The organism is Mycobacterium sp. (assembly GCF_035499775.1).
Classification (GTDB): Bacteria; Actinomycetota; Actinomycetes; order Mycobacteriales; family Mycobacteriaceae; genus Mycobacterium.
On the sequence record NZ_DATJYB010000153.1, the window covers coordinates 1 to 17,973 of the forward strand.

At 64.3% G+C, this 17,973-nt stretch carries 19 protein-coding genes; 10 read left to right on the forward strand and 9 right to left on the reverse strand.

Going from position 1 to position 17,973, the window contains the following annotated elements; genetic code table 11:
* A partial coding sequence (locus tag VML93_RS10380) for an MMPL family transporter (RefSeq protein WP_325610273.1) occupies positions 1–2,292 on the forward strand: 2,292 nt, incomplete at its 5' end.
* A gap of 176 nt (positions 2,293–2,468) precedes the next feature.
* The gene (locus VML93_RS10385) at positions 2,469–3,401 is read left to right on the forward strand and encodes a universal stress protein (protein ID WP_325610304.1); all 933 of its coding nucleotides are present in this window, start codon (positions 2,469–2,471) and stop codon (positions 3,399–3,401) included.
* 113 nt (positions 3,402–3,514) lie between these two features.
* On the opposite strand, the gene VML93_RS10390 is transcribed toward VML93_RS10385, so the two are convergent.
* Positions 3,515–3,934, reverse strand: a complete 420-nt coding sequence (locus VML93_RS10390) for a DUF302 domain-containing protein (RefSeq protein ID WP_325610275.1) — start codon at positions 3,932–3,934, stop codon at positions 3,515–3,517.
* Between the two features lie 170 nt (positions 3,935–4,104).
* On the opposite strand from VML93_RS10390, the gene VML93_RS10395 reads away from it, so the two are divergent.
* The 4 genes from VML93_RS10395 (at position 4,105) to VML93_RS10410 (ending at position 6,782) form a co-directional block, all read left to right on the forward strand.
* Positions 4,105–4,479, forward strand: coding sequence for a carboxymuconolactone decarboxylase family protein (locus VML93_RS10395; protein ID WP_325610276.1), 375 nt, complete (start codon positions 4,105–4,107; stop codon positions 4,477–4,479).
* 49 nt (positions 4,480–4,528) lie between these two features.
* Positions 4,529–4,903 carry a thioredoxin gene (trxA, locus tag VML93_RS10400; RefSeq protein ID WP_325610278.1) on the forward strand — a complete coding sequence of 125 codons (375 nt, stop codon included), beginning with the start codon at positions 4,529–4,531 and terminating at the stop codon, positions 4,901–4,903.
* Between the two features lie 405 nt (positions 4,904–5,308).
* On the forward strand, positions 5,309–6,052 hold the full coding sequence (locus tag VML93_RS10405; RefSeq protein WP_325610280.1) for a peroxiredoxin: 744 nt from the start codon (positions 5,309–5,311) through the stop codon (positions 6,050–6,052).
* Positions 6,042–6,782, forward strand: coding sequence for a PIG-L family deacetylase (locus VML93_RS10410; RefSeq protein ID WP_414686324.1), 741 nt, complete (start codon positions 6,042–6,044; stop codon positions 6,780–6,782). The genes VML93_RS10405 and VML93_RS10410 overlap by 11 nt, the downstream gene beginning before the upstream one ends.
* Here the strand turns inward: VML93_RS10410 and VML93_RS10415 are convergent.
* Entirely contained in the window at positions 6,725–7,261 is a 537-nt protein-coding gene (locus VML93_RS10415; RefSeq protein ID WP_325610282.1) for a TetR/AcrR family transcriptional regulator, read from the reverse strand. The genes VML93_RS10410 and VML93_RS10415 overlap by 58 nt on opposite strands.
* Positions 7,262–7,340: 79 nt before the next feature.
* Here VML93_RS10415 and VML93_RS10420 point away from each other — a divergent pair, with 79 nt between their 5' ends.
* Both VML93_RS10420 and VML93_RS10425 read left to right on the forward strand, forming a co-directional pair.
* Entirely contained in the window at positions 7,341–8,543 is a 1,203-nt protein-coding gene (locus VML93_RS10420) for an FAD-dependent monooxygenase (RefSeq protein ID WP_325610284.1), read from the forward strand.
* Positions 8,544–8,587: 44 nt separating this feature from the next.
* The gene (locus VML93_RS10425) at positions 8,588–9,445 is read left to right on the forward strand and encodes an LLM class F420-dependent oxidoreductase (protein WP_325610286.1); all 858 of its coding nucleotides are present in this window, start codon (positions 8,588–8,590) and stop codon (positions 9,443–9,445) included.
* 10 nt (positions 9,446–9,455) lie between these two features.
* On the opposite strand, the gene VML93_RS10430 is transcribed toward VML93_RS10425, so the two are convergent.
* Complete coding sequence (locus VML93_RS10430) at positions 9,456–9,854, reverse strand: helix-turn-helix domain-containing protein (protein ID WP_325610288.1); 399 nt, start codon at positions 9,852–9,854, stop codon at positions 9,456–9,458.
* A 65-nt stretch (positions 9,855–9,919) separates the two neighbouring features.
* Here VML93_RS10430 and VML93_RS10435 point away from each other — a divergent pair, with 65 nt between their 5' ends.
* The gene (locus VML93_RS10435) at positions 9,920–10,501 is read left to right on the forward strand and encodes an IS110 family transposase (protein ID WP_325610290.1); all 582 of its coding nucleotides are present in this window, start codon (positions 9,920–9,922) and stop codon (positions 10,499–10,501) included.
* An 84-nt stretch (positions 10,502–10,585) separates the two neighbouring features.
* On the opposite strand, the gene VML93_RS10440 is transcribed toward VML93_RS10435, so the two are convergent.
* Together VML93_RS10440 and VML93_RS10445 are read right to left on the reverse strand one after the other, a co-directional pair.
* Complete coding sequence (locus VML93_RS10440; protein WP_325610292.1) at positions 10,586–12,730, reverse strand: 3-hydroxyacyl-CoA dehydrogenase NAD-binding domain-containing protein; 2,145 nt, start codon at positions 12,728–12,730, stop codon at positions 10,586–10,588.
* Between the two features lie 4 nt (positions 12,731–12,734).
* Positions 12,735–13,946: an acetyl-CoA C-acetyltransferase gene (locus tag VML93_RS10445; RefSeq protein WP_325610293.1), complete on the reverse strand. Its 1,212-nt coding sequence runs from the start codon at positions 13,944–13,946 to the stop codon at positions 12,735–12,737.
* A gap of 276 nt (positions 13,947–14,222) precedes the next feature.
* On the opposite strand from VML93_RS10445, the gene VML93_RS10450 reads away from it, so the two are divergent.
* Positions 14,223–15,422 carry a pyridoxal phosphate-dependent aminotransferase gene (locus tag VML93_RS10450; RefSeq protein WP_325610295.1) on the forward strand — a complete coding sequence of 400 codons (1,200 nt, stop codon included), beginning with the start codon at positions 14,223–14,225 and terminating at the stop codon, positions 15,420–15,422.
* On the opposite strand, the gene VML93_RS10455 is transcribed toward VML93_RS10450, so the two are convergent.
* The 4 genes from VML93_RS10455 to VML93_RS10470 are packed head-to-tail and all read right to left on the reverse strand — an operon-like array spanning position 15,403 to position 17,930.
* The gene (locus tag VML93_RS10455) at positions 15,403–15,843 is read right to left on the reverse strand and encodes an SRPBCC family protein (RefSeq protein WP_325610297.1); all 441 of its coding nucleotides are present in this window, start codon (positions 15,841–15,843) and stop codon (positions 15,403–15,405) included. The genes VML93_RS10450 and VML93_RS10455 overlap by 20 nt on opposite strands.
* 42 nt (positions 15,844–15,885) lie before the next feature.
* Positions 15,886–16,344 carry an SRPBCC family protein gene (locus VML93_RS10460; protein WP_325610299.1) on the reverse strand — a complete coding sequence of 153 codons (459 nt, stop codon included), beginning with the start codon at positions 16,342–16,344 and terminating at the stop codon, positions 15,886–15,888.
* A gap of 57 nt (positions 16,345–16,401) precedes the next feature.
* Complete coding sequence (locus VML93_RS10465) at positions 16,402–17,481, reverse strand: CaiB/BaiF CoA-transferase family protein (protein WP_325610300.1); 1,080 nt, start codon at positions 17,479–17,481, stop codon at positions 16,402–16,404.
* Between the two features lie 5 nt (positions 17,482–17,486).
* The gene (locus tag VML93_RS10470; RefSeq protein ID WP_325610302.1) at positions 17,487–17,930 is read right to left on the reverse strand and encodes an SRPBCC family protein; all 444 of its coding nucleotides are present in this window, start codon (positions 17,928–17,930) and stop codon (positions 17,487–17,489) included.
* Positions 17,931–17,973 lie beyond the last annotated feature (43 nt).

Genomic DNA, 17,973 nt, shown 5'->3' on the forward strand with positions numbered 1-17,973 from the left:
ACCGCCCGAGGGGTCGTCGCGATCCTCGGGAACAGCGGCCTATTGGGCTTTTCGACGTTCGTCGTCGCGATGCTGTCGTCACTGGCCATTGCCGCGGGAACGGATTACGCGATATTCCTCATCGGACGCTATCAAGAGGCACGTCAGGCCGGTCAAGACCGAGAAACGGCCTGGTACACGATGTTCCGCGGAACCTATCACGTCATCTTGGGCTCTGGGTTGACGATCGCCGGAGCATCGTTCTGCCTTCATCTCGCACGGTTGTCGTACTTCAAGGCCCTTGGCATCCCGTCCGCCCTGGGGTTGCTCATCGTCGTCGCGGGGGCGCTCACGGCCGCCCCGGCCATCATTGCGGTGTCGACCCGATTTGGTTTGCTCGATCCCAAACGGATGATCAAGACGCGCGGCTGGCGGCGCATTGGCACTGCAACCGTCCGCTGGCCCGGGCCGATCTTCGTGGCGTCACTACTCATCACCCTCGTCGGCTTGCTCGTCGTGCCCAGCATGAAGATCAGCTACAACGACCGCTACTACATCCCCTCGAAGCTCCCGTCGAACGTCGGATACGCTGCGGCGGAAGGGCATTTCAGCGCTGCCAGACTCAATCCCGACATCCTCATGCTCGAAGCCGACCACGATATGCGAAATTCGAGCGACATGATCATCCTCGACCGGATCGCCAAGGACATCTTCCGTACACCGGGCATCGCGAGAGTCCAAAACATCACCCGGCCCTTGGGCGGGCCGATCGAGCATAGCTCGATACCCTTCCAGGTCAGCATGCAAGCGCTTCCGATACAGGAGAACTTGCAGTTCATGAAAGACCGAATGGGCGACATGCTCAAGATGAGCGACGATCTTGGGGTCATGATCGGTTCCCTGCAGCGGATGTACGGCTTGCTGGGCCAACTGAGCGGCACAACGCACCACATGGTCGGCGACATGACCGACATGAAGGCAACGCTGGATGAGATGCGGGATCATCTTGCGGATTTCGACGATGCCGTCAGGCCGCTCCGCAACTATTTCTATTGGGAACAGCACTGTTTCAACATTCCGGCCTGCTGGGCGGTCAGGTCGGTGTTCGACGCCATCGACGGCGTGGACAAGTTCAGCGAGAATATGAGCACGCTTCTCAAAGACATGCACAGTGTCGACTCGCTCCTGCCCCAAATGCTCGCGCAGTTCCCGCCGATCATCGCGGTCGCGCAGTCCATGCAAGGGACCTTGCTAACCCTGCACAGCAGCTTTTCCGGCCTGGTCACGCAGATGTCCCGGATGACGGACACTGCCAGCGCGATGGGCCGGGCCTTTGACTCATCCAAGGCCGACGACTACTTCTACCTGCCGCCAGAAGCATTCGACAACCCCGACTTCCAACGCGGCCTCAAGATTTTCCTGTCGCCGGACGGCAAGGCGGCGCGGTTTATCATCACCCACGACGCAGACCCGGCGACACCCAAAGGCATCTCGGCCGTCGTCCCGGAACTCAACTCAGCGCACGCAGCCGTGAAGGGCACACCCCTGGCGGATGCCAAGTTTTTCCTCACCGGGACCGCGGCGATCTACAACGACATACAAACCGGCTCGAAATACGACCTCATGATCGTTGGAATCGCTGCGATGACGCTGATATTCGCTGTGATGGTGATCATTACGCGCGCCCTGGTTGCATCCCTGGTAATCGTCGGCACTGTGTTGCTGTCGCTTGGCGCCGCCTTCGGGCTGTCCGTGCTGGTCTGGCAACACATTTTCGGCCTGGACTTGAACTGGATCGCGCCGGTGTTCGGGTTGATCATTCTGCTGGCCGTGGGATCCGACTACAACCTGCTGCTCGTCTCCCGATTCCAGGAGGAAATCGGCGCGGGACTAAGGACCGGGATCATCCGCTCCATGGGCGAAACGGGTGGTGTCGTCACCGCGGCAGGCCTGGTGTTCGCCTTCACCATGATGTCGATGGCCGCGAGCGACCTGCACTCGATTGGTCAGGCCGGCAGCACAATTGGCTTGGGGCTGCTGTTCGACACCCTGGTCGTGCGCTCGCTCATGACCCCCTCGGTCGCCGCACTGCTCGGGCGGTGGTTCTGGTGGCCACAAAACGTACGGCCCCGCCCGGCCAGCTACATGCTGCGACCCTTCGGGCCGCGCCGACTAGTGCGTTCGCTGCTACTCGGCGAAGAAGCGGATGGCGTAGCTACCAAGCCACAGATTCCGTCGAGCGCCGATTCCGGGCTGACAGACTTGAATGGACAACGGCCCGTCGCTGAAGGGACTCACTCCGGACGAAGATAAGGCCGCGTATTCAAACGGTGGGCAGGCGCCTGAACGCTCAAGTCTGGCCTTCGACCCCCAGGGCACCAGCACCCATCAGTTGGGGACCAATGACTCCTGCTTCGACCGCGCTGGTTGCCTAACGTGAGCGGTGGTTCTGAATGGCTTACGACACGCATTCGAGGACGGAGAATCACATGTCAGAAAAACACACGCATCCTGGAATCGTCGTGGGTGTCGATGGCTCACCATCGTCGACCACGGCAGTCCAATGGGCGATCCGGGATGCCGAGTTACGGAATGTGCCAATCAAGTTGGTGCATGTCGTGGCTCCAATGGTGACCGCAGGAGTGGGGAGTTTGGATATCGCGGCATCTGCCGAGTATGTGCGGTTGCAGCAAGAGCAAGCGCAGCAAATAGTCGAACAGGCACACAAGGTTGCCACGGAAGCCGCCTCGCCAGGCCGCGCACCGAACGTTACGAGCGAGGTGCTGCACGCCCGGGTAGTGCCCGCCCTAGTCGAAGTGTCCGAGCAGGCCGACATGCTGGTCGTGGGCTGCCGCGGATACGGCGCGGTGTCCCAAGCCTTACTGGGATCGGTCGGCTCCGGGCTCACACACCACGCGCATTGCCCTGTCGCGGTCATACACGATGAGAGCCCGCTCACGGCGCACTCGGCGCAGGCCCCGGTGGTGGTCGGCATCGACGGCTCGCCCACTTCCGAGTTGGCCACCGAGATCGCCTTCGACGAAGCATCGCGCCGGGGTGTGGAATTGGTTGCGCTGCATGCCTGGAGCGACATGGGTCCACTCGGGTTTCCGAGCACGAATTGGGCACCCATCGAGTGGAGAAATATCGAAGACCAAGAAAAAGAAGTCCTTGCCGAACGCCTGTGCGGATGGCAGGAACAGTATCCCGATGTCGTTGTGCACAAGGTCGTGGTGTGCGATCGGCCCGCATTCCGCCTGTTCGAGCAGACTCAGAAGGCCCAGCTCGTCGTCGTGGGCAGCCACGGGCGCGGCGGGTTTCCCGGCATGCTGCTGGGCTCGGTCAGCACCGCAGTTGTGAACGCCGCCCGTATTCCGGTGATCATCGCACGTATGGCCCCATCACAGATGAGGCACAACTGAAAGGAAAGCTGAGCAGAAGCCGCACTCAAGGTGGACTGCGGAATGCGTCCACACCGAGCGCACGTGTGGCGACGCGGCGAAGGTGAACGCCCTCGGACCGCTTTGCGGACGGGCTACCCCGCTTGAGCTGTCTGGACGACCGCACTCATCGCGGCTTGCAGTTTGGCGGCGGCCTCATCGGCGACGGCCTGCAGCTGGGCCGGCTGGCCCACCACCTGGACCATGATTTGCGGGTCCATCGCCTCGACCAGCACCGTGTCGCCCGGACTGTCTGGATCGGTTCGCACTACGACGTTGCACGGCAACAGCTGGCCGATCTGGCGGTCTATGTCGAGGGCGCGGTGTGCCAACGTCGGATTGCAGGCACCGAGGATCAGATAGTCTTCCATGTCCTTGCCGAGCTTGTTCTTCAGTGTCGCCTTGACGTCGATGGTGGTCAGGACACCGAAGCCCTGGTCTGCCAGAGCTCGAGTGATCCGTTCGACCGCTTCCTCGAACGAGGTGTCCAGTTTGGCGCTCAGACCCGAGGTCATCGAAATCCTTTCCCAATCTCTGTTTGTCTCTGCGGCAGTTCCGTGCCGCGAGCTCCTAGTTCCTTCGACTATGCCCGCACGTTACCCCCCAGGGTATACCAGGTTGGGCATCGCCGGAAGTCTATGCCGGCTCCGGGAATACCCATGGGGGTATTGCTATTATATAAGACATGAGCGAACACGGCCACTACCACGACGTCCTCGACGACCTCAATCCGAAGCATCGCGCCCTACGTCAGATGATCCCCGACGTGTACCGGGGATTTGCCGAGATGAGCAACGGCGCACTGACCTCAGGGGCTTTAGAGAAGAAATTCAAGGAGCTCATCGCGCTGGCCATCGGGGTTGTTGCCGGCTGCGACGGCTGCATCGCGTCACATGCCCAGGGCGCAGCGCGCGCCGGAGCCTCCAAGGAGGAAGCCGCTGAAGCCATTGGCGTGAGCATCCTCATGCACGGCGGGCCGGCCACCATCTACGGCGCGCGAGCTTATGACGCGTTCTGCGAATTCGCCGACGCAACCCCCGGCACGAGATCGCTCCAATAGTCACTCGCTGCGGGTCACTTCCCGCTGCAAGTACCGAAAGGAAAGTAAAATGTCAGTAAAAACCGTCACTGCAACCGATTTCGAATCGACGATCCTGGCGAATCCGATCGTGCTGGTCGATTTCTGGGCGTCCTGGTGTGGCCCATGCCGGGCCTTTGCACCCGTCTTCGAACGCTCCGCGCAGGACCACCCCGACGTCGTTCACGTCAAGGTCGATACCGAGGCCGAGCGCGAACTCGCGGCAACGGTCGGCATCCGATCCATTCCCACGATTATGGCGTTTCGCGACGGGATCCTCGTGTACAGCCAGCCCGGCGCGATGCCTCCGGCGGCGCTGAAGGACTTGATCGGCCAGATCAAGGGTCTCGACATGGCCAGGGTGCGCGCTCAAATCGCCGAGCGCAAAGCGGCCGCAAAGGTCTAACGCTCGATCACTTCGACTCACAGCTGACGATCCAATATGTGCTATCCGGTGCGGTGCCCTCGTTGCGGCAAGACCACATGGGCGGGCTGCGGTCAGCACGCCGACCGCGTCATGAAGTCAGTGCCGGCAGACCAACGGTGCACTTGCAATGACGGCCCCCGGGATAGGAGAAACAACAATATGCTGCCCGGCTGCCAACATCGAACTGCAACAGCGCTTTACGACCATATGTTCGGACGATGGTGGACCAGCACCCGTGGCTCAATGACCTTCGGCCCTACGCACCGCCGGGGCTTCGGATGCATGCTGCAAGGCGGTGACGATATGAGCCGCCACAACTTATGGCCGGCGACCATACCCCGCCTGGTATAGGCGACCTTAGCGGTAAAGAAAGGACAGGTCACGATGACCACCACCACAGAAGCCAGCGCCACGACGACGTCGATGCCACGTATCGGCGACACGGCGCCCGCGTTCACCGCTCTGACCACCCAGGGCGAGATCAACTTCCCCGGCGACTACGAAGGTAAATGGGTCATCCTCTTCTCGCATCCAGCCGATTTCACTCCGGTCTGCACAACCGAGCTCATGACCTTTGCGTCGATGCGCGCCCAGTTCGCGGCCTACAACACCGAACTGGTGGGACTTTCGGTCGACGGACTATACAGCCACATCGCTTGGCTACGAACGATCAAAGACAAGATCTCCTTCCGTGCTCTCAAGGACGTCGAAATCGACTACCCGGTAATCGAAGACGTGTCCATGGATGTCGCCAAGAAGTACGGGATGATCATGCCTGGCGAAGATTCGAGCAAGGCGGTGCGAGCGGTTTTCGTCGTCGACCCCAAGGGAGCCATCCGAGCGATCGTCTACTACCCGCTAAGCCTCGGGCGCAACTTCGACGAATTGCTCCGCGTCGTCAAGGCGCTGCAGACAGCCGACCATTTTGGCGTCGCAACGCCAGCCGACTGGCGCCCCGGCGAACCGGTAATCCTGCCCGCTCCCGGCACTTGCGGCACCGCACGAGAGCGAATGGACGGACATGCCGACGACGCGCACTGCGAGGATTGGTTCTTCTGCACCAAGGATCTACCGGTCGACGAAGTCGAATCCGCCATCCGGATTTCGGAGGACTCTGATGGTCGATGACCGGCTTCCCGCATGGCGATCTGTTCTCGCCGTGGTCGCCCACCCCGATGACGAGTCGTTTGGTTTAGGCGCAATCCTTTCCACGTTCGCTGAGCAGGGAGCAGAGCTTGCGGTGTTGTGCCTGACCCAGGGTGAGGCGTCGACGCTACACGGCGTCGCCGGCGACCTCGGTGAAATACGCGCCCAAGAGCTGGCGGCCGCGGCCGCCGAGCTCGGTGTCGGCACGGTCGAGCTTTTGCGCTATCCAGACGGGCAGTTAGCCGATACGCCCCTTGACGAATTAGCCGTCCCGGTCGTCGATCTCGCGGAGCGATTGGGTGTGGAGGGCCTGCTGGTATTCGATCCCACCGGCGTCACCGGGCACCCCGACCACCGGCATGCGACCGCAGCAGCGCGATCCGCTGCAGCCAAGGTCGGGCTGCCGGTGCTCGGATGGACGGTGCCCGCCAGGGTAGCGGGTGCACTGAACACCGAATACGCCGCGGGGTTCAGCGGACACTCGCCCGGTGACATCGACTTGAGTGTGCGCGTGAACCGATCTCGGCAATACCAGGCGGTACGCGAGCATCGCAGTCAGGCGTTGCCAACTAGCGTGCTGTGGCGACGGCTGGAAATGCTTGGTCCCTACGAGCACCTACGCTGGCTGCCTGACGCTAACCCCCACATCCCGGGTCACACACCCAGCGCGTCGAGCGCGGCCTCCACCGAAGTCGCGCGCAACGCCTCGTAAGGCGTGTCCGGAAACTGTAGGCAGCAGTCCTGCAGACCGCCGAACGCCACTACCGCTCGGGTGGACTCCGCCAGCGTCGGCTCCGTGCCGAAGACCAGCTTGCCTAGCCGATCACGCCAGGCCAGCACCTTGTCGATGAGGCCGAGGTCGGCCAGCATCGTCAGCTCGGCGAGCACCAGCACCATGTCCTGGCGGTGCCGGTAGTGGAAATCGAAATACCCCTCCAGCAAGCTGCGAGGGTCCGGGTCAGCGTGACGCTCCTGATCGTCGACAAATCGCTCGCCCTCGTCGATCAGCGGGACCAGGATGCTGCGCACCAACTCTTCCCGCGACGCGAAGTGGTAGTACAAAGCGGGTTTGGTGATCCCCAGCCGGTCCGCGATGTCCTGCAGGCTGGTGCGCTGCACCCCTTGCTGCGCGAACAGGTCGCGGGCGACCTCTTGGATACGCTGTCGGGTGTCTGACCGGGGCTTGGTCACTTCAACAGCCTAACTGACTTACCGATAGGTAAGCCATGTGTTAGGCTGACCTAACTTCCAACGGTCAAAGGAGGTCGCCATGCGTGTTCTGATCTCGGGGGCCAGCATCTCCGGCCCGGTCCTGGCGTATTGGCTCACCCGGCGCGGCGTCGACGTCACCATCGTCGAACGCGCACCCCAACTGCGAAAGACCGGCGGCCACGCCGTCGACCTGTTCCGCCCGGCCATGGAGATCTCGGAAAAGATGGGCGTGCTGCCAGACATCGAGGCGCTGGCCACCGGGACGACCGAGCTGACCATGTATCGCCAAGGCGCCCGTCGACCCGTACACATCGACATCACCAAGGTCACTGCGGCCACCTCCGATCGCCACGTCGAAATCATGCGCGACGACCTCAGCGAGGTCTACTACAACGCCGGCCGTGACGACGTCGAGTACCTGTTCGGTGACTCGATCACCGCGATATCACCAGACGGCACAGTAACTTTCGAGCACACGGCGGCACGCACATTCGATGTCGTGATCGGCGCCGACGGGCTGCACTCGAACGTCCGCCGGCTGGTCTTCGGCGAAGACGCCGGACGCACTCAGTTCCTCGGCGGGTACCTGGCGGTGCAGTCGGTGCCCAAGGCGCTTGCGCGCGACCGAGAGATGGTCGTCCATCTGAGCGTCGGCCGCCTCGCGGGGATCTATACCGCGCAGCCCCTCGACGACGCACGCTCATTGTTCATGTTCCGTAGCAAAGATGAGCTGCAATACCACTATCGAGATGCCGTGCGGCAAAAGGAGTTATTGCGCGAGGCGTTCACCGGGATGCATCCGCAGGTGGACGGCTGGCTGGAGGAACTCGACCGCACGCCCGCGTTCTACTTCGACTCGATCACCCAACTGCAGCTGGACAGCTGGTCGTGCGGGCGAGTCACGCTGGTCGGAGACGCGGGATACTGCCCGGGGCCCGCGGTCGGCGGCAGTACAAGCATCGCGGTGCTCGGCGCCTACATCCTGGCCGGCGAATTGGCGCAAGCAGACGGAGATTACGCGCGGGCTTTCGCGGCCTACGAGCAGGAGATGCGCGACCCGGTGCTCCGCAGCCGCGCCTTTGCGCGCACCATTGCCAAGACCCTCGTCCCCGGCTCCGCGGCCGGTCTATGGGCGCTGACCCGTGGCGCCCAGCTGATCTCACTGCTGCCCGCCCGACTCACCAAGGCCGTAGCGAAGTTGAACACCAAGGGTGTGCGGCTCTACGACTCCATGCAGTTCAAGGAGTACTCCCCCGTGTAGGGCGAGCAGACGCAAAAGCACCCGCCCCGAGAGGACTGATCTGGATGGAACTTACCGGTGTCGGCATTTGGAGCAGTCAACTGCGCTTCGGCAATGCGTCCGAATCCGCTGAAGCGGCAGCGGAATTGGATGAGCTCGGCTTTTCAGCGCTGTGGATTCCAGACGTCGGCGGACCGGTGTTCGACGCGGTGGGTCACCTGCTTGCCGCGACCAAGCGCACCGTGATCGCCACAGGGATCTTGAACCTCTGGATGCACTCGGCCGAGGATGTCGCTGCATCCTTCGCGTCGCTCACTGCCGAGCACGGCGACCGCTTCCTGCTGGGAATCGGAGTCAGCCACGCGCCGCTGATCGACGCCGGCGAGCCAGGGCGGTACCGCAAACCGCTGGCGGCGACGGCGTCATTTCTGGACGGGTTGGATGCCGCGCCGCGGCCGGTGCCCACCGACCGGCGGGTCCTTGCCGCGCTCGGCCCGAAGATGCTGGAATTGTCCGCAACCCGCGCCCGCGGCGCACACCCGTACCTCGTCACGCCGGAGCACACCGCTTCTGCCCGTTCGACTTTGGGCCAGGGCCCGTTACTGCTGCCGGAACAGACCGCCATCATGTGCGACAACGCCGACGAGGCGCGTCGCATCGGAACCGGTTGGCTCCGCGCGTATCTGGCGTTGCCGAACTACGCCGACAATCTGCTGCGCAGTGGGTTCACCGAAGACGACTTGACCCAGATCAGCGATCGTCTGATCGACGCGATCATCGTGTGGGGCGACGAGGAGGCGGTCATGCGAAGGGTCGGCGAACATCGTTCGGCCGGCGCCGACCATGTTTGCGTCCAAGTGGTGACGGCCGACCCGCGCGAATTCCCTCGCGAGCAATGGCGCCGGCTCGCAGCCGCTTGTTGAGGGCGAGCAATCAGTGCAGCGATTTCTGCGCCTGGCGCAGGGCCGACGCGCTACCGTAGCCAACCATTCCGGCGATCTTGTCCAGGCTCAGCGACGTCGTCTTGCGCAAGTGCTGCGCCCGCTCGACGCGCAGCCGTTGAACGAGTCCATACGGCGTGAGGCCGAGCTGCTCGCGAACCCGCCGCTCCAGCGTGCGGCGGGTGGTCCCGATCGCGAAAGCCGCATCGGGAATGGTGATTTCGCGGTCAAGGTTGTCGCGTATCCAGGTTTCGAAATCGACGAGCAGCCGGTCGGTGGACGACAGATATGCGTCGGCGGCTTGGACGCTGCGCGCCGGGCGCTGGTCGAACAGCAGCGCACCCGCGGTCGCGTCGGCCAGTTGCGGGCTGACCGACGCCACCAGGTGCATCGCGAGGTCGATATGCGCGAAAGCGGCGCCATACCACGGCCCGCAAGCTCGAGGTGGAAACCCGCATGGTTGCCATCCTTGACCAGCTGGCGCTCACCGAGCTGGTGACCGGCATCCCGGGGATCTCCGCGGTCGGGTCGGCGGCGATGCTCGCCGAAATCGGCGACCCCACCCGCTTCGACAGTGCCCGGGCACTGGTCAGACACGCGGGACTGTGCCCGCGGGAAAACACCAGCGGCACCTTCAGCGGCCAATCGCGAATCTCCCGACGCGGCAGGCCCGGGTTGCGGCTGGCCGCCTGGCGCGCGGTCTGGGGTGCCCTACCGCACAATCCCGTGATGGCCGCCCGCTACCAACACCTGACCACCCGAAACATCAATCAGCTCAAAGACGGACAGGCCCGCGCCGCCCTGGCCGCCGCGCTGGATCCACGCCATCACCACCGGCCGCATCCCCTGGGACGCCGCAGCCGCCGGCGCCGACAAGCTGGCCACCGCCGCCTAACCACCCCACCCCGAACAGGTTGGGGCCAAGCTCCACCCGGCGTAGAGGACCACCTCGACCGACACCACGAGCAGGCCCCACCCCTTCCTCACCGAACTCGATTGCACGCCGTCGGGAACCACACCCCGTTTGAAGCTACGTAGAGGCGAGGAACGGGTAGGCCCCCCAACCCTTGACTAAAGCCTCTTACGCTGGTGTCGGGTGCTTTTACGTCTGCTCGCCCTAACTTAGGTCAGCGAGTCGGGCGGTAGGAAACGGTCGCCGTACTTCTCCGCCAGCTCGCGGGCCCGGGCCACGAAGGCTTCCTTGCCCGTGCCGCCCGGACCGAAGTAGCCGACGGTGAACTGCGCACTGCCACCGGTCCACGGCGGGAATCCGATGCCCATGATCGACCCGATGTTGGCGTCGGCCGTCGACGTCAACACGTTCTCGTCAAGGCACTTCTGGGTTTCCAGCGCCTCAGCGAACAGCATCCGGTCGATCATGTCCTGCAGCGGCGGCTCCGACGAGCCGGACTTGAACGCCTCGCGCAGCCCCGGCCACAGCCCGGTCCGCTTGCCGTCGGCGTACTCGTAGAACCCGGCACCGTGCAGCCGCCCGGCCCGACCCAGCTCGATCATCTTCTCGACGACCGCCTCGGCCGGATGCGGCTCGTAGGTGCCGCCGGCGTCCTCAACGGCCTTCCGGGTGGCCGTCGCAATCTTGTGCATCAACTCGAGGTTGAGCTCGTCGGACAGCTGCAGCGGCGGCGCCGGGTAACCCGCCTGCGAGCCGGCCTGCTCGATGCTGGCCGGCTCCACGCCCTCGCCAAGCATCGCCAACGCCTCATTGACGAAGGTGCCGATGACCCGCGAGGTGAAGAAGCCGCGGCTGTCGTTGACCACGATCGGGGTCTTGCCGATGGCCAGGGTGTAGTCGAACACGCGAGCCAGGGCTTCGTCAGATGTCTTCTCGCCCTTGATGATCTCGACCAGTGGCATCTTGTCGGCCGGCGAGAAGAAGTGGACCCCGATGAAGTCCTCCTGCCGCTTGACGCCGGTCGCCAGGCCGGTGATCGGCAGCGTCGACGTGTTCGACCCCAGGACCGCGTTGGGCTCCACGATGTCCTCGATCTCCTGGAACACCTTGTGCTTGAGGTCCTGGTTCTCGAACACCGCCTCGATGACGAAGTCCACGCCCTTTAAATCAGCTGCGTCGCCCGTCGGCGTGATGCGCGCCAACAAGGCGCCGCTCTTCTCCTGCGTGGTGCGACCCCGCTCCAGCGCCTTGGCTTCCAGCTTCTCGGAGTAGCCCTTGCCCTTCTGCGCGGCCTCCAGACTGACGTCTTTGAGCACCACGTCGTAGCCGGCCTTGGCCGACACGTAGGCAATCCCGGCACCCATCATGCCGGCACCGAGCACACCGATCTTGTTGATCTTGACCGGCTCGATGCCGTCGGGACGGCTGCCACCGTTGTTGATGGTCTGCAGGTCCAAGAAGAACGCCTGGATCATGTTCTTGGAAACCTGGCCGGTGACCAGCGTGGTGAAGTAGCGGCTCTCGATGCGGCTGGCGGTGTCGAAGTCGACCTGCGCGCCCTCGACCGCGGCAGCCAGGATGGCTTTCGGCGCGGGCATCGGCGCGCCCTTGATCTGCTTGCGCAGCAGCGCCGGGAACGACGGCAGGACGGCGGCCAGTGCCGGCGACGACGGAGTACCGCCGGGGATCTTGTAACCCTTTTTGTCCCAAGGCTGTTCGTGGGAATCCGGGTTCGCCTTGATCCACGCCTTGGCGGCGGGCACCAGTTCCTCGACCGTCGGGAGCACCTCGTCGATCAGCCCGAGTTCCTTGGCCTTGGCCGGCTTGAACCGGGTGCCCTGCGACAGCACGGTGACGAACGCGTTCTGGATACCCAGCATGCGCACCGTGCGGGTGACGCCACCCGCGCCCGGCAGCAGCCCCAGCGTCGCCTCGGGGAAGCCGAACTGCGACCCCTTCACGTCCGCCGCGATGCGATGATGGCACGCCAGCGCGATTTCCAGGCCGCCGCCCAGCGCGGCGCCGTTGAGGGCCGCCACTGCCGGCTTGCCGAGAGTCTCGATGGTGCGCAGCTGCTTCTTGACAGTCTCGACCAGATCGAAGGCTTCACCGGCATTCTCGGGCCTGATTTGGATCATGCTCTTGACGTCACCACCGGCGAAGAAGGTCTTCTTCGCGCTGGTGATCACCACACCGGTGATCGAATCCTTCTCGGCGACAAGGCGATCCACGGCCTTGCCCATCGACTCGATGTAACCCTCGTTCATGACGTTGGCCGACGCTGACGGGTCGTCCAGGGTCAGTGTGACGATGCCATCGGCATCCTTGTCCCACTGAATCGTATTGTCTGCCATGCGCTTAGACCCTCTCAACGATCGTCGCGACGCCCATGCCGCCGCCAATGCAAAGCGTCACCACCGCGCGCCGGGCGTTGCGGCGCTCCAGCTCGTCGACCATGGTGCCCAGGATCATCGCGCCGGTGGCACCCAGCGGGTGGCCCATCGCGATGGCGCCGCCGTTGACGTTGAGCTTCTCGTCGGGGATGTTCAGGTCCTTCTGGAACTTCAGCACCACCGACGCGAACGCCTCGTTGAGCTCGAACAGGTCGATGTCGTCAACGGTCAGGCCGGCGCGGTCGAGCACCTTCAGGGTGGCGGGAGTAGGTCCGGTCAGCATGATGACCGGGTCGGCCCCGCTGGTCGCGGTGGCGACGATGCGCGCCCGCGGCGTCAAGCCCTGCGACTTGCCGGCGGCCTCGGAGCCGATCATTACCAGGGCGGCGCCGTCCACAATCCCGGAGCTGTTGCCGCCGGTGTGCACGTGGTTGATCTTCTCCACCCAGTGGTACTTCTGCAGAGCGACGTCGTCGAAGCCACCCATCGCCGCAAGGCCCTCGAAGGCCGACTTCAGCTTGGCCAGACCCTCCATGGTGGTGTCGGGCCGCATGTGCTCGTCGTGGTCGAGGATCAGCAGGCCGTTCTGGTCGCGGACCGGCACCACAGACTTGGCGAAGTAACCGCCCGACCATGCCTCGGCGGCCTTCTCCTGGCTGCGCAGCGCGTATTTGTCGACGTCCTCGCGGGAGAAGCCCTCGATGGTGGCGATCAGGTCGGCGCCAATGCCCTGCGGGACGAACATGACGTCATAGTTAGTCGCCGGGTCCAGTCCCATGGCGCCGCCGTCGGAGCCCATCGGCACCCGGCTCATCGACTCCACACCGCCGGCCAGCACCATGTCGTCCCAGCCCGAGCGCACCTTTTGCGCGGCCGTGTTCACGGCCTCCAGGCCCGACGCGCAGAACCGGTTGAGCTGCACGCCGCCGGAGGTGACCGGCATGCCGGAGGCCAGCACCGCGGCACGGGCGATGTCGCCGCCCTGGTCGCCGACGGGTGAGACGCACCCCAGGATGACGTCGCTGATCAGGTTCTCGTCGAGGTCGGGATTGCGCTTGCGTAGCTCCTCGATCAGGCCGACGACCAGGTTCAGTGGCTTGACTTCGTTCAGCGCGCCATTCCGTTGCTTGCCACGCGGCGTGCGGATGGCCTCATAGATGAAGGCTTCTTCGGACATGTCGACTTCCTGTTCGCCAGAAAAGGGTGTGTTAGATCCGTGTTAAAGACTAGGACCAGTAGAGGCACACTAACAGGGGTGTCGGCCAACCTGTTGGTTGGGCGGGACTTAGCTGGCCAGACCCCTTGAGCCCCGGCCCTCGCCCCCGCCCCCTTGCCCCTCGCCCCCGGCCCCCGGCCCCCGCCGAGCGTGCGGTCGGCTGCACAGTCGGCGTCGAACGTGCGGCTGGCCGCACACTCGCGAGCCGCTGGGGGCGGCACCCTAAGCTCGACCAGCATGACGGTGTCGCGGCTGCGGCCCTACGCAACCACGGTGTTCGCCGAGATGTCGGCGTTGGCCGCGCGCATCGGCGCGGTGAACCTCGGGCAGGGCTTTCCCGATGAGGACGGGCCGGCGGCGATGCTGACAGCCGCCCAAGACGCCATCGCCGACGGCGTCAACCAGTACCCACCGGGCCTCGGCATCGCCCCGCTGCGCCAGGCGATCGCCGCCCAGCGCCACCGGCACTTCGGGATCGACTACGACCCCGACACCGAGGTGCTCGTCACGGTCGGGGCCACCGAGGCCATCGCGTCAGCAGTGTTCGGCCTCGTCGAACCCGGCTCGGAGGTCTTGCTGATCGAGCCCTTCTACGACTCCTACTCGCCGGTGGTGGCGATGGCCGGTACCAACCGGGTGGCCGTGCCGCTGGTCCCTGATGGACGCGGCTTTGCGTTGGACCCCGACGCGCTACGGCGCGCGCTGACACCCCGGACCCGGGCGTTGATCGTCAACTCCCCACACAACCCGACCGGTGCGGTGTACAGCACGACCGAGCTGGCGGCAATCGCCGAGATCGCCGTGGCCGCAGACCTTTTGGTGATCACCGATGAGGTCTACGAACATCTGGTCTTCGACGGCCGGCAGCACCTGCCACTCGCGGGCTTGGACGGTATGGCCGAACGCACCATCACCATCTCGAGCGCTGCCAAGATGTTCAACTGCACCGGCTGGAAGATCGGATGGGCTTGCGGCCCAGAACAACTCATCGCCGGGGTACGCGCGGCCAAGCAGTATCTGAGCTATGTCGGCGGCGCGCCGTTCCAGCCCGCGGTGGCGCTGGCGCTGAACACTGAGGACGAGTGGGTGGCCGGGTTGCGCGCACGCCTTCAGGCCAGACGCGATCGGCTGGCGGCAGCGCTGGCCGGCATCGGCTTCGCGGTTCACGACAGCCACGGCACCTACTTCCTGTGTGCCGACCCACGCCCGCTCGGTTACGACGACAGCACCGCGTTCTGTGCGGCACTACCGGAAAAGGTTGGGGTGGCTGCCATCCCGATGTCGGCGTTCTGCGATCCCACGGCGGGCCATGCTGCACATCAGGCCCAAGTGTGGAATCACCTCGTACGCTTCACCTTCTGCAAAACCGACGACACTCTCGACGAGGCGATCAGGCGACTGGGCGCATTGCGCGACGCTACGTCGAGCGGTTCATAACGAAGTCCCGCAGCCCCTCGGTGGCGGCATTCAACACTTTTTTGCGCGCTCGGCTCAGCAGAAACTCCGGCAGCGGCGCCGACGGCTCCAACGTGATGTCGAACCGCACCCGCGTCCTGTTCTCGCCCTCGCGGTGCAGCGTGTACTCGACGTGCTGGCCGTGTTGATGCACGGTCTTCAGCGCGTCCCACACCATCCAGTCAGGCCCCCAGTGGAATTCGAGCAGTTGTTGATCGACGATGCCGATCACTTTGACGGTGACTTTGGCGAGGCGCGGCCGGCCATCGGGATAGGTGTCGATGACCTCCGCTCGCCTGTGCACCGAAGACCACGACGGCACCGAGCCGACGTCGGCGAGCGCGTCGAGGATCACTTCCGGCGGCGCATCAATGACGATGTCTCGTGATGCTTGAACGGCCACTGGTACAAATCAGCAGCGTGATTGCTGCATAGACACTGACGATCAGCCCTCGCCGTCCTGGCCGGCCCCGTTATTCGCGACCCATTTGCGCAAGCCCTCGCTCGCGGCGTCCAGCACGGTCTTGGCCGCACGCTTGACGATGAAACCTGGGACTGGGCCCGACGGTTCGACGGTGATGTCAAAACGCACCCGGCTTTTGTCGGCACCCTCGGGTTGTACCCGGTATTCGATGTGCTGACCATGCTGCTGGAATGTCTCTTTGGCGTCGTATACCACCCAGTTAGGGCCCCAGTGGTATTCCAGGATCTCGTTGTCGACGAGCCCGAGGATCTTGACGGTGGCCTTGACGTGGTGGGGGCGACCATCCGGGTACCGGTCGAGTACTTCGACCCGTCTGTGCAGCGGAGACCATTCCGACAAGACATCAACGTCGTACAACGCCCCCATGATCACTTCCGGCGGCGCGTCAATCACAATTTCACGCGATGCTTGTACAGCCACTACTGCCAAGCTAGCAACGCAGTCCCGCTCGTGTGCCCGTTTGGCACAATTACTTTGTTACCAGTCGATTTCGGTAATCGGTGTGGTGGCGGCCGGCGGCCGACCGACCGGACCGGACGGTGTTCGGGAGAACCGCGGTGCGGGCGCGGCCTGCTCGACGCCGTGAGCGGTGATCACGGTGGACCGCGCGTTCAGGTGGTCGTTGGCGGCGGCTTCGCTCCAGGTCAACACCGGGGTTACGCAGGCGTCGGTGCCGGCGAAAACCTGTGTCCACTCGTCGCGAGTCCGGCTGGCGAACCGTTCGGCGAACAGGCTGTGCATCTGCGGGTAGGACCCGATGTCGAGCTGGTTGGGCACCTCGTCGGCCGACAGGCCGAGCCCGGCCAGCAGCGCGGCGAAGAATTGCGGCTCGATGGCGCCGACGGCCAGATACTTGCCGTCGGAGGCCACATAGCAGCGGTAGAACGGGGCGCCGCCGTCGAGCAGGAACGATTCGCGTTGGTCACGCAGCGCGCCGGTCGACTTCATGGTCCACATCATCTGGGCGAGCACACTCACCCCGTCGACCATCGCGGCGTCGACGACCTGACCACGACCGCTACGTTCCCGCTCGTACAGCGCGGCCACGATGCCCAGCAGCACCAGCATCGAGCCACCGCCGAAGTCGGCGACCAGGTTCAGCGGCGGCATCGGTGGCCGGTCACGGTAGCCCAGCGCCGACAGCGCGCCGGTCTGCGACAAATAGTTGATGTCGTGACCCGCGGTCGGGGCCAGCGGCCCGTCCTGTCCCCAACCGGTGATGCGCGCGTAGATCAGTCGCGGATTGACCGCCGCGCAATCCTCGGGTCCGATGCCGAGTCGCTCACAAGTGCCGGGCCGGAAACAGTCCAGCAGCACATCGGCCTTGGCAGCCAGGTCCAACAGCGTCTGAGGCTGCGTCTTGACGTCCAGGTCGACGATCCGCTTCCCGCGATGCAGCAGGTCGCGATCTTCGGACGGCATCTGCAGACCGCCGGGCCGCCGCACCCGCACCACGTCAGCCCCCAAATCGGCAAGCACCATTCCCGCGTGTGGCCCAGGTCCGATGCCACCCAATTCGATAACCTTCACCCCGGCCAGCGGCCCCCCACCAACCACTATCGCTACTTACCCTTCTTGACCTTCAGCACGCGATCGCGCAGCCCTTTGGTCGCGGAATCGATCGACCCCTTGACGGCCCGCTTGAGCACGAAGCCAGGCAGCGGCACGTTCGGGTCCACGCTGACCTCCATCTTCACCAGCGTGTCGCCCCCCTTGGGCACCAGGGTGTACTTCCCATCCTGGGACTTCTGCTGGCCGGAGCTGACCAGCGTCCAGGTCACCTCGTTGCCGCTGAAGGTGTAAGCCACCACCTGTTCGTCGGTGATGCCCGCCGTCCGGACTTTCATCTTGACCTTGCTGGGCCGTCCGTCGTCGCCGGTCTCGAGGATCTCTGCGCTCTGGTGGGGCTCGGACCACTCGGGCATCGCTTCGAAATCGGCGATGACGTCCAAGATCTCCTCGGGACTGGCTTCGATGACGATGTCGCGGGTTTCTTTGATTGCCATGCCCGCACCATAGCGAAATGACGACCGGTCGGGACATGGTTTC